At 32.3% G+C, this 12519-nt stretch carries 11 protein-coding genes; 2 read left to right on the plus strand and 9 right to left on the minus strand.

Annotation, left to right across the window (positions count from 1 at the left end; all coding sequences use genetic code 11):
- Position 1: 1 nt before the first annotated feature.
- From ABJD66_RS10960 to udk, 7 genes are all read right to left on the minus strand, one after another.
- Complete coding sequence (locus tag ABJD66_RS10960; RefSeq protein WP_100895404.1) at positions 2-649, minus strand: DUF5683 domain-containing protein; 648 nt, start codon at positions 647-649, stop codon at positions 2-4.
- A complete protein-coding gene (locus ABJD66_RS10965) occupies positions 642-1547 on the minus strand; it encodes a ParB/RepB/Spo0J family partition protein (protein WP_348131424.1) in 906 nt (301 codons plus the stop codon). Before ABJD66_RS10965 ends, ABJD66_RS10960 begins: the two co-directional genes overlap by 8 nt.
- Positions 1547-2320, minus strand: a complete 774-nt coding sequence (locus ABJD66_RS10970) for an AAA family ATPase (protein ID WP_100896840.1) — start codon at positions 2318-2320, stop codon at positions 1547-1549. Before ABJD66_RS10970 ends, ABJD66_RS10965 begins: the two co-directional genes overlap by 1 nt.
- A gap of 188 nt (positions 2321-2508) precedes the next feature.
- Positions 2509-4656, minus strand: a complete 2148-nt coding sequence (gene scpA / locus ABJD66_RS10975) for a methylmalonyl-CoA mutase (protein WP_348131428.1) — start codon at positions 4654-4656, stop codon at positions 2509-2511.
- A complete protein-coding gene (locus tag ABJD66_RS10980) occupies positions 4649-6007 on the minus strand; it encodes a methylmalonyl-CoA mutase subunit beta (protein ID WP_348131430.1) in 1359 nt (452 codons plus the stop codon). The genes scpA and ABJD66_RS10980 overlap by 8 nt, the downstream gene beginning before the upstream one ends.
- Positions 6000-6332 (minus strand): septum formation initiator family protein, encoded by a 333-nt coding sequence (locus ABJD66_RS10985; RefSeq protein WP_100895408.1) that lies wholly within the window; start codon positions 6330-6332, stop codon positions 6000-6002. Before ABJD66_RS10985 ends, ABJD66_RS10980 begins: the two co-directional genes overlap by 8 nt.
- A gap of 7 nt (positions 6333-6339) precedes the next feature.
- Positions 6340-6948 (minus strand): uridine kinase, encoded by a 609-nt coding sequence (gene udk / locus ABJD66_RS10990; protein WP_100895409.1) that lies wholly within the window; start codon positions 6946-6948, stop codon positions 6340-6342.
- Between the two features lie 156 nt (positions 6949-7104).
- On the opposite strand from udk, the gene ABJD66_RS10995 reads away from it, so the two are divergent.
- On the plus strand, positions 7105-8316 hold the full coding sequence (locus tag ABJD66_RS10995; protein ID WP_348131435.1) for a multidrug effflux MFS transporter: 1212 nt from the start codon (positions 7105-7107) through the stop codon (positions 8314-8316).
- A 3-nt stretch (positions 8317-8319) separates the two neighbouring features.
- On the opposite strand, the gene ABJD66_RS11000 is transcribed toward ABJD66_RS10995, so the two are convergent.
- Positions 8320-9396 carry an anhydro-N-acetylmuramic acid kinase gene (locus ABJD66_RS11000; RefSeq protein ID WP_348131438.1) on the minus strand — a complete coding sequence of 359 codons (1077 nt, stop codon included), beginning with the start codon at positions 9394-9396 and terminating at the stop codon, positions 8320-8322.
- Positions 9397-9399: 3 nt separating this feature from the next.
- A complete protein-coding gene (locus ABJD66_RS11005) occupies positions 9400-11124 on the minus strand; it encodes a glycoside hydrolase family 3 N-terminal domain-containing protein (protein ID WP_348131441.1) in 1725 nt (574 codons plus the stop codon).
- Positions 11125-11256: 132 nt separating this feature from the next.
- On the opposite strand from ABJD66_RS11005, the gene murQ reads away from it, so the two are divergent.
- Positions 11257-12072, plus strand: a complete 816-nt coding sequence (gene murQ / locus ABJD66_RS11010; RefSeq protein ID WP_348131444.1) for an N-acetylmuramic acid 6-phosphate etherase — start codon at positions 11257-11259, stop codon at positions 12070-12072.
- The last annotated feature ends 447 nt before the right edge of the window (positions 12073-12519 follow it).

Below are 12519 nucleotides of genomic sequence, written 5' to 3' on the forward strand. Positions count from 1 at the left end.
TCTAAAATTTTATTTGTAACGCAAATCCGTAATTAGGGTCTGCTGTAATAGGATTGTACTCTAAATAAGGTTTAATATTTAAACTAAGATTGTCATCTACATTAAACTGTCTAAGATGCGCTTTTACATTAGCTTCAATAATATTTAAGGCATACAAGCCAATAGTAATAAGTAAAGATAAATCTCTGTCTTCTTGGTAACGTTCTTGTGCTCTTTGTAAATCGTCATCACCTAACCTCGGATTTCCAGGATCTATTTCTTGACCGTTAAAGGTGTAAAACTCATCATCCATAAAACCAGCTTTTCTTCTTTTAAAAGCATCTCTGGTTCTATTGTATTGTTTATTGTTATAAGTATATGCATATACACCAGTACCAATTGCAGCGTAAACCAAAGGAACTTTCCAAGTATCACCATTATAAACCTGACCTAAACCAGGTAAAATAGCAGAATAAAATGCAGCTTTACTAGGAGCTAACGGGTCTATTCTTCGGTTTTTGCTTAAAAGAACTTCGTCTACAAGTACTCCTTTTTCTTTTAAATCTTGTGTAAGTGAATCCTTTTCTTGTTTAGTTTTTTTTTGATCTTGTGACCAACCTAAAACAACAAAAAAACTAAAAAACAGTAGTGTAATTAGGTTTTTAAGCACCAGTAATTATTTTTTTTAATCGATCAAAATCTTCAGCAGAAGTAAAAGAAATTGTAATTTTTCCTTTTCCTTTTTCAGTTGCTGTAACAGCTACTTTTGTATTTAGATGTTTTTCTATTTTAGCAGAACCATCTTTTACAAAATCTGGAGATTTACTTGCTTTTTTAGTAGCGGCTTTAGGTGTGTTACCACCTTCTTGATGCTCTTTTACAGCTTTTTCTGTGTCTCTAACAGATAAATTGTTTGATACAATTTTCTCGTATAAGTCTATTTGGTCAGACTTTTTATCAACGTTAACTAAAGCTCTACCGTGCCCCATACTAACAAAGCCATCTCTAATACCGGTTTGTATAATAGGATCTAGTTTTAATAAACGTAAATAGTTAGTAATAGTAGATCTTTTTTTTCCAACACGCTCACTCATTTTTTCTTGAGTCAGTTGTATTTCATCAATAAGTCTTTGGTATGATAATGCTATTTCTATAGGATCTAAATCTTGTCTTTGGATGTTTTCTACCAAAGCCATTTCTAAAGACTCTTGGTCATTAGCAATTCTAATATAAGCAGGTATAGTATCTAGTCCAAGTAATTTAGAAGCTCTAAATCTACGTTCACCAGAAACAAGTTGGTACTTATTAAATTCTAATTTACGTACAGTAATTGGTTGTATAACACCTAATTCTTTTATAGACGTAGATAATTCTACTAACGCTTCTTCATTAAAGTGAGATCTTGGCTGAAAAGGGTTAACTTCTATTAAATCTAAATCTAACTCAATAATATTACCAACAACTTTGTCAGCATTTTTATCTTCAGCAGAATTAATATCATTTTCAGGATCTTTAAGTAAGGCAGATAAACCTCTACCAAGAGCCTGTTTCTTTGTTGCTTTCGCCATTATACTTTCTCCTTATTTTTTTTCATTATTTCGTTCGCCAAATTTAAGTAATTGGCAGCTCCTTTACTACTTGCATCATACTTAATAATGCTTTCTCCGTAACTAGGTGCTTCACTAAGTCTAACGTTTCGTTGTATTATAGTTTCAAAAACCATTTCAGAGAAATGTTTTTTAACTTCTTCTACTACTTGGTTAGATAGTCTTAATCTAGAGTCGAACATTGTAAGTAACAAACCTTCAATATCTAATTCTGGATTGTGAATTTTTTGAACACTTTTAATAGTGTTTAATAATTTGCCAAGCCCTTCTAAAGCAAAATACTCACATTGTATTGGAATTACAACAGAATCTGATGCTGTAAGTGCGTTTAGTGTTAAAAGTCCTAAAGATGGTGCGCAATCTATAAGAATATAATCATATTTATCCTTAATTTCCGCAATTGCTTTACGCATCATATACTCGCGCTGCTCCTTGTCTACCAGTTCAATCTCAATTGCAACCAAGTCTATATGAGATGGTATAAGATCTACATTTGGTGATGTAGTAGGCATAACTGTTTCAGAAGCAGATTTGGTGTGCTCTAACAATTCATACGTACCAACGTCAACGCTATCAACATCTATACCTAAGCCAGAAGTTGCATTTGCTTGTGGATCAGCATCTATAAGCAATACTTTTTTTTCTAGTACGCCTAGGGAAGCGGCTAGATTAACAGAGGTGGTAGTTTTTCCAACTCCGCCTTTTTGATTAGCGATGGCTATTATTTTGCCCATTGTCATAGTAAGTTTAGTGGGGCTAAAAATACACTTTTTTACGACTATATAAAACCGAAGTTGTTAATAGTTTACAAATAAAAAGCAGCTATAGGTAGCTGCTTTTGTTTTTTTAGTGCCAAAATCTGAGTTAAATTTTAATTTTTTAACTCATTTTCAGTGTATTTTATTTTAAAATGAAATAAGTTTTACTCCATTAAAATTTCTAAAATTTGAATGGCAGCATCACTAATTTTTGTTCCAGGACCAAAAACGGCAACTGCACCAGCATCAAACAAAAACTGGTAATCTTGTTTTGGTACAACACCACCAACAATAACCATAATGTCTTCTCTTCCGTGTTTTTTAAGTTCTTTAATTACAGCAGGAACAAGTGTTTTATGCCCTGCAGCTAATGAAGAAACGCCTAAAATATGTACATCATTCTCAACGGCTTGTTTAGCAGCTTCTTCTGGTGTTTGAAAAAGCGGACCTATATCTACATCAAAACCCAAGTCTGCATAACCAGTAGCTACTACTTTGGCACCACGGTCGTGACCATCTTGTCCCATTTTAGCAACCATAATTCTTGGTCTTCTTCCTTCGGTTTCGGCAAAAGCATCTGCCATAGCTAATGCTTTTTTAAAACTTTCATCGTTTTTAATTTCTTTAGAGTACACGCCTGTAAATGATTGTATTTTTGCTTTATGTCTGCCAAAAACAGTTTCTAGAGCATCACTAATTTCACCTAATGTAGCTCTGTGCTTAGCAGCTTCTACAGCTAAAGCTAATAAATTTTTAGAAGTACTGTTATTTTCGCTAGCATTTTTACTCTCCTCAGCCGCTTTTGTTAAGTTGGCTAATGCCGTATTAACTAACTTAGTATCTCTTGTGGCTTTAATATGCTCAAGTCTTTCTACTTGTTGTTTGCGTACTTGCTCATTATCAACCTCTAAAATATGTAAATCATCTTCATTCTCTAATTGGTATTTATTTACACCAACAATTACATCTTCATTACTATCTATACGAGCTTGTTTTTTTGCCGCTGCTTCTTCAATTCTCATTTTTGGTATACCAGCTTCTATAGCTTTGGTCATACCTCCTAATTCTTCTACTTCTTCAATTAATTCCCAAGCTTTTCGTGCAATTTCTTCGGTAAGTTTTTCTACGTAATAACTACCTGCCCAAGGATCTACTGTTTTTGTTATCTTGGTTTCTTCTTGTAGGTAAATTTGAGTGTTACGAGCAATTCTTGCCGAAAAATCTGTTGGTAGTGCAATTGCTTCGTCTAATGCATTGGTATGCAAACTTTGTGTGCCACCAAATGCCGCCGCCGCCGCTTCTATGGTTGTTCGGGCAACATTGTTAAACGGATCTTGCTCGGTTAAACTCCACCCGCTGGTTTGGCAATGTGTACGTAATGCTAAAGATTTTGCATTTTTAGGATTAAATTGTTTTACCAATTTAGCCCATAACATACGTCCAGCACGTAGTTTTGCAACTTCCATAAAGTGGTTCATTCCTATAGCCCAAAAGAAAGATAGGCGAGGAGCAAAACTATCTATATCCATACCTGTTTTTAGTCCGGTTTTAATATATTCTAATCCGTCTGCTAAGGTATAAGCAAGTTCTATATCTGCCGTTGCACCAGCTTCTTGCATATGGTAACCAGATATACTTATGCTATTAAATTTAGGCATAAACTCACTAGTGTACTCAAAAATATCTGCAATAATTTGCATAGAAGGTGTAGGTGGATAAATGTAGGTATTACGCACCATAAACTCTTTTAAAATATCATTTTGTATAGTGCCAGCCAGTTGGTTTAAAGCAACACCTTGTTCTTGCGCGGCAACAATATAAAACGCCAAAATGGGTAAAACAGCCCCATTCATAGTCATAGAAACCGACATTTTATCTAGAGGAATACCACCAAATAAAATTTTCATATCCTCAACAGAGTCAATTGCAACACCTGCTTTACCAACATCACCAACAACACGTTCATGGTCACTGTCATAACCTCTGTGTGTAGGCAAATCAAAAGCAACAGACAATCCTTTTTGTCCTGCAGCTAAATTACGTCTGTAAAAAGCATTACTTTCTTCTGCAGTAGAAAAACCTGCATATTGCCTTATTGTCCAAGGTCTGCGTACATACATAGTAGAGTATGGGCCGCGTAAATTTGGAGCTAAACCAGCAACAAAATTTAAATGTTCTACACCATCTAAATCTTGCTTAGTGTATGTTTTTTTTACAGGAATACCTTCTGCAGTGTTAAAAATAGAAGTATCAGATTTTTTAGCACTGTCATCTATATTTAGTTCTAAGTGTTGTAAATCTTTTCTACTCATCTTTTAATCTGTTTTGTTCTAAGGTTTCTGCCAATCTTTTTTCAATAATTGGTTCTATAAGTGTTTTACGGGCATTTGTTTTTACAAACGGGTACAACTCTAAATCTTCCTTTATTTTGTCAGCTTTATTTATATACTTGTTAGTACCAACCAAGACTTCCTTTTCGGTATTAAAAAGCTCTTGTTCTTTAGCTGCACTTTCTTTAATTTTCTTTTGAATGCTGTGGTTTTTTAAGTTTGATAAAAATCCGCCACTAGCTTCTATCGATTTAAAAAGTTCTAATGCTTTTTCTGCTAATTGATGCGTTAGAGACTCTATATAATAAGCACCATCTGCAGGATTGGTAACTACATCTAAATAGCTTTCTTTTTTTAAAATAAGTAACTGATTCCTTGCAATGCGTTCTCCAAATTCATTATCCTTATGGTAAATAGCATCGTAAGCCAAATTGTATATCGTATCTGCACCGCCCATACTTGCTGCCATACACTCTGTAGTGGTACGTAGCATATTTACATTATAATCATACAATGTTTTATTTCGCTTACTTGGTACAGCTAAAATAGTACAGTCTGCATTTATGTTGTATTCTGCAGTTAATGTTTTCCACAGTAAACGTAATGCTCTTAGTTTAGCAATTTCAAAAAAGTAATTACCAGAAACACTAACTTTAAATGTAAAGTTAGGAATGGTATCTTCTTTAAAATAATTTAAATATTCGTTAGCGTGCGCCACAGCAAAAGCCAACTGCTGTACCATTGTGGCTCCTGAATTTTGGTATGTACTTACATTAACACCAACTGTATTGATTGCTTTTTTAGATATCTGAGTAAGTACCTCGTGGTCTTTCTCTAGATTATAATACCAATTGCCTGTAATGGCTAAATTACCAATTATGTCTACATTGTAATGTATATTTACTTCTTGTTTTTTACAGAATTCTTCAATTTTAGAAATATATTCTGATGATAAAAACTGTAGAAAAAAGTAAATTGTCTTATGTTTTAAATCGATGTTTTTTAAGAGAACGTGAATCTTAATTTCATCATTAGGAATCGTAAAAATTAAGTCTTCAGCACCTCTTTCTAAAGCATTAATAGCTTTTTTATTTGCAGCAGCTTCGTTGTGCACAAAAATAGCCTGACCAACTTTCCAGTCTGGTGTAGCTACATTTGTTGTTTTACCAGAGAGATCATCTTCATTGTAAAAAGGTTTAACCTTAATGCCTTCTGGGGATTCCCAAACAAGCGTGTTATTATAGTCGGCACCTTTTAAATCTACCTGAATTTTTTGTTTCCATTCTTTGGTAGACACTTCAGAAAAATCATTAAACAATGTTTTTTTACTCATCTTCTTTAGTTTTAATGCTGTCTTGGTATTCTATTAAATAAATTTCTTCGTCTTTCTTCTTTAGAAAGTACTGCTCACGTGCAAATTTTTCTAATTCTTTAGGATCACTTAGTTTTTCAATAATTTTTTTGTCTCGTGCAATTTCATCCTTTAAATATTCTTTCTGCTTTTCTAGACTTTCAATCTGGTTTTGCAGTTCGTTGTGTATAAAGAGAGAGTTGGTGTCAAAAAAAATCATCCAAATAACAAAAACAGTAAGTACTAGCACATACATATTTGTAGCTACGCCAAACCATTTTTTACTTCTAAGCTTTTTAAAAATCATCTAAAAATTAAACTAATTTCTCGTTTATAATTGTACGTACAATATCTATGGCAACAGTATTGTGTTTGTTGTTTGGTATAATAATATCTGCGTATTCTTTACTAGGTTCTATAAACTCTGCGTGCATAGGTTTAATAGTACTTTGGTATTTTTCTAAAGTTTCATCTAAATCCCAACCTCTTTCATTAACGTCTCTTTTAATACGTCTAATTAAACGTTCATCAGAATCTGCGTGTACAAATATCTTAATATCCATCATTTTTCTAATTTCTGGATCTGTCATTATTAAGATACCTTCTACAATAACCACTTTTCTAGGTTGTGTAGGTACGGTTTCATCTGTTCTGTTACATTCTAAAAAAGAGTACACTGGCTGTTGTATGGTGTGTCCTTTTCTTAATTCTTCTAAGTGTTGCTTTAATAATTTAAAGTCTATTGATAGTGGATGGTCAAAATTCGTTTTTCTTCTTTCTTCTAATGATAAATGAGAAAGATCATTGTAGTAAGAATCTTGAGAAATTACGCATACTTCATCATCTGGTAATTCATTAATAATCTGGTTTACAACCGTTGTTTTACCACAACCTGTACCACCAGCTATCCCTATTATTAACATAAATTTAGTTTTTTTTGTCAAAAATACAATTTTGCTATTATATATTTTTGATTATTCCGTTTAGTATTGGTTTTATTACGTTAAACGCACTTACTTTAACTTAAAATTTAATGGGGTTAGCCTGTTATTTTAAAGCAAGTAGGTTATTTTTGCAGGATGCAAAAAAACTCTTCAAAAAAACAATTTGAATTTGTTGCCTTGATGGCCTCCTTAATGTCTATAGTTGCTTTAACAATAGATGCTTTGTTACCTGCAATTTCTCATATAGGAGAAGCTATACATAGTTTAGACCCAACAAAAAATCAGATGTTAATTACAATGATATTTTTGGGGTTAGGAGTAGGGCAATTGTTTTTTGGACCATTATCAGACAGTTACGGTAGAAAACCAATTGTATATGCAGGTTTTACTATTTTTACTTTAGCAAGTATAGTTTGTGTAAATGCTACTTCTTTAGAGATTATGATTGTTGGTCGTATTTTTCAAGGAATAGGATTATCTGCACCTAGAACTATTACAATTTCTATTATAAGAGATAAATATAAAGGAGATTATATGGCAAAAATAATGTCTTTTGTTACTGCTTTTTTTATATTAATTCCTGTAATAGCTCCGGCAGTTGGTAAAACTGTATTGGATGTTTACAATTGGCAAGCAATTTTTTATGTACAATTATTTTTTGCTTTGGTTGTTTCTATTTGGTTTTGGAAACGACAAGAAGAAACACTGAAACCAGAATTTAAAATTCCTTTTACAGGGTCTATATTTTATGATGGATTAAAAGAGTTTGTTAAGCACAAAGAAACAGTTGCTTTTACATTTGTGTCTGGACTTATTACAGGTGCTTTTTTGGTTTATTTAAGTGCAGCGCAACATATCTTTGAAGATCAGTTTAATTTGGTTGATGAGTTTCCATACATTTTTGCAGGCTTAGCTATATCTATTGGTTCTGCTACCTTTTTAAATGGTACTCTAGTTTTACGTTTTGGAATGCGTAAATTAATATTTATAGCACTAAGTTTATTTTGCGTAATTAGTATAACTTATTCACTTTTGTTTTGGGGAAGTGCAAACCCACCCTTACCCGTTTTAATAGGCTTTTTAGCTATACAGTTCTTTTGCTTAGGCTTTATTTGGGGTAACTCTAGATCTGTAGCAATGGAGCCAATTGGCCATATAGCAGGAGTAGGTGCTGCAATTAATGGATTCGTGGCTACAGTAATTTCTATACCAATAGCAACCTTAATAGGTAGTTATGTAGATACTACAGTCTTGCCTTTATTTATTGGCTTAGCGGTTTGTGGTAGCTTATCACTTTTGCTATTTATGTCTGTTAAAAAAACAAGAACAGCAGCTTTGTCTAAATAAAGTTTACTGCGGAATATAAATTACACCACAACTAGAGTCTTTTTTTGCACCAGTAACCGATGCCAATGCATTAGGTTTTTCTAAGTGACGTAACACTCCCATAAATGCAAAAATTAAAGCTTCTTTAAATTCTATCACAGTTTTAGATGTAGTGTCTATTGTAAATTTAGCGCCTAATTTACTTTTTAAAGTGTTCATTAAAAAACCATTTAAAGCACCGCCACCAGTAACTAATAGTGAGTTATTTGTTTTGCTTGATGCATTTAGTAAATCTTTAGAAATAGTATCACAAATATGAATTACAGAGGTATGTAAAATATTCTCTGTAGCATCTTTAGTCTTTTCTATAATTGGAATAATTTCTTTTTTAAACCATTCATAGCCTGTAGATTTAGGGTAGGGCTGTTTGTAATATTCTAAATTGTTTAATTTGTGTAGTAATTCAGTATTTACAAAACCACTCTTAGCTAGCGCTCCGTTCTTATCGTACGCTAAGTTAATAGTATAAGTTATATAGTTTAGTAGCATATTAGCTATGCCAATATCATAAGCTACTCTTTTGTTATTTTGCTGAAAAGATACATTACTTATACCACCAAGATTTAGACAAAAATCGTATTCAGAAAACAAATGCATATCACCAATAGGAACTAAAGGAGCACCTTGTCCACCAAGAGCAACATCATTGGTTCTAAAATCAGCAATAGTTGTTATACCGCAAGCATTAGCTATATGTTGTCCAGAACCAATTTGTAAGGTGAAGCCTTTTTCTGGTTTGTGGTGTGTAGTATGCCCGTGACTAGCAATAAATTGAACTTCTAATTTATGCTCTTCTACAAATAGTTTTACTTGTTCTCCTAACCAAGTCCCGTAGGAGTTATGCAACTCTGTAAACCCTGGTACAGCTAAATTTATAGCATTTTTTAATTGTGCTTTAAATTGGGTTGTATAATCTACACTTTTTGTGTTTAGGATTTTAAACTCCCAAGTCTCATTTTTTTTAAAAAACTGACAATAAGCAAGATCTAAACCGTCTAAAGAGGTCCCAGACATTAGCCCTATTACGTTGTATTTTTGCATAAATTAATCTATTGTAACAGATAGTTTTCCTTTAGCATTTACCTTATCTAAAAAGTGTTCTGCTGCATTTTCCTGAAAAACAGGAAAGTCCTGGTATGCTACAATTATATTTTTAGCATTACTAGTGTCTGTTTTTGTTAATACATAAGGGTTACCAAATACATATAATATTACATTTTTATTAGCCATTAAATTGGTTAATAATTCTAATTCATTATCAGATATACCAAAGTTATTTTTTGGTTTTATACTTGGCGGATATAAAGCTATAACCACATTTTCTTCAGTTTTTACAGCTTGTTTTATTTTAGATATTGTAGTTTTAGTTGTGTTGTAGCTAGCAAATTTTAATTCTTCTTTTATCTTATTAAAAAATGGGTTTTCTTTATTACTGGTCATTTCAAGACCAATAAAACCATCAGACTTAAAATTAGCAATAGTATTGGGATTACCTTTAACAACAGTTAAACTTTCAGTAGCTAAAACAGTATTTAAACTTTTAGCAGTATAGTAGTTTTTAGACGGGCTAACAACAGTGTTCATTGCTTTTTCCTTAAGTTGCCAAACTCGTTTAAAGCTTTCTTCAATTTGTTGCTTTGTAGCATTTTTTAAAATAGTAGCAACACCTTCTTTAGGGTTTTCAGCAAAACATAAAACATCATTTCCAGCATCAAAAGCTATCCATTCTAATTCTCCTTTAACAGGGTATAGTTTAGAAACACTTTTCATATTTAAGGCATCAGAAATAACAACATTATTAAAATTCATTTCACCTCTTAAAAGTCCTTTTATTGTTTTTTTTGATAGGGTAGTGGGTGTATTTTTTTCTTCGGTTAGTGCAGGTACAGCTAAATGACCTATCATAACACTTTCTACTCCATTATTTATAAGTTGCTGAAAAGGGTATAACTCATTTGCTAGCAAAGCTCCTTTGGACTTATTTATTACAGGTAATCCAATATGTGAGTCTGTAGCTGTATCTCCGTGACCAGGAAAATGTTTCAGGCAACTAATTATTCCTTGACTTTGCATACCATTAACAAAAGCAATGGCGTTTTTGGTTACTAGTTCTTTGTTTTCTCCAAAAGACCTATAGCCAATAACAGGATTATTTGGGTTGTTGTTTATATCTACAACTGGAGCCAAGTTCCAATGTATGCCTGCTTCTTTACAATCCTTAGCAATGTTTTTGCCAACTTCATATATAAGAGAATCTTTATTCTGCATTGCACCAAGTGTAATAGCGTAAGGATATTGCGGAGTGTTGTCTACACGCATTGCTAATCCCCATTCTGCATCAATAGCAATTAAGAGAGGATATTTTGCAGCTTTTTGATATCTTTTAATTAAAGATTTTAGCCTACTTAAACTAAGCGTATCGTTTTTATTTTGTCCGTCATAATTGGCAGCTGCGCTAGTTCTACTTTTAAAAAAGCAAAGCGCACCAATATTCTGGTTTTTTATAAGTTGCTCTAGTTTTACAATTTCTTCTTCAGTATCATTTATATAAGCAGCAGGCATAAAAAGTTGTCCAATTTTTTCTGCATTAGTAAGCTGTTCAGTAGCTTCGGTATATGTCTTTATTACTTGTAAACTTTTTGGTTTTTCTTCTTTTGCAACAGTTACTTCTTTAGGTTTGTTATTGCAACTAGCAAGTAAAATTACTGCAAAAACAAAATAAATTTGAATAGTGTTAAAGTAAGCTCTTAATTTAGGGTAAGTATGCATATCTAATTAAATAAGTTGTTATGCTAAAATAGGTTTTTTATAGCTTGATATTAAATGGACTTCTTAAAAAAGAGATATAAACAAGATTAAAAAACTTAAATTTGATTAATTTTTGACAAAACACTTCTATAAATGTTAGACTATACTAAAGTTACCGAAAGCTCATCAAACTATACAGATCTAGAATTAATGGACACTAGTACCATATTAACTAGTATGAATAATGAAGATAAAAAAATTGCAGATGCCGTTGCATTGTGTATTCCAGAGATATCTAAATTGGTTGATGCTTTAGCAGAACGATTTAATAAAGGAGGAAGGTTGTTTTATATTGGAGCAGGTACTAGTGGAAGATTAGGTATTTTAGATGCTTCTGAAATTCCGCCAACTTTTGGATTGCCACACACTAAAGTTATTGGTATAATAGCTGGTGGAGACGTAGCAATTAGGTTGCCGGTTGAAAATGCAGAAGATAATAAAGAACAAGCTTGGAAAGATTTAGAAGCTTATGATATTAACCAAAATGATACCGTTGTAGGTATTGCAGCATCTGGTACAACACCTTATGTAATAGGAGGGGTAACAAAGGCTAAGGAAAACGGATTGCTAACAGCTTGTATTACTAACAATCCAGGTTCGCCATTAACAAAAGCAGTAGAAATTGCAATTGCAGTTTTAGTAGGCCCTGAGTTTGTAACAGGTAGTACACGTATGAAAAGTGGAACATCACAAAAATTAGTGCTTAATATGATTTCTACAGCGCTAATGATAAAAATAGGTAGAGTTAAGGGAAATAAGATGGTTAATATGCAACTAAGTAATGATAAGTTGGTAGACCGTGGTGCACGTTATGTGGTAGAAGAATTAAATATTCCTTATGCAGAAGCAGAGGCTTTGCTAATTAAACACGGCTCTGTTAAAAAAGCAGTAGAATCTTATACTAAATAATTTTTTTTTAAAAAGAATTAAAAAAGGGTTTGTAACGTCTATTGTTTAAAATAGGTGTATTAATTTTATTCACAATAAAATTAATTTAAACATAAAGTTTTAAACGCAGTAATTCATATATTTTTAATGAGTTACTGCGTTTTTTATTGCACATAAGTTACACTTGTAACTTAAAATTAGGTGTGACGTTCATCGAATTTTAAGTGATAGTGTTAAAAATAGTTGCTATTTTTGTAGTAAATTACTCACCTTGTAAGGTTGTGAAATACGGCGTTAACTGTTGTATAATGTGCTTTTATAGATTAAATACATAAGAGCAGACACTATTTTACATTTTTTGGCGTTTATATAGACCTAAGAGTTTTAATAATTTAAAAATAAAGTTTTTATAAAATTACTCTAAGAGTTTATTGCAATTCCCCAAGTTGCCATACTCTTTACAAAAAT

Origin of the sequence: Cellulophaga sp. (assembly GCF_039943695.1) — a bacterium.
Classification (GTDB): domain Bacteria; phylum Bacteroidota; class Bacteroidia; order Flavobacteriales; family Flavobacteriaceae; genus Cellulophaga.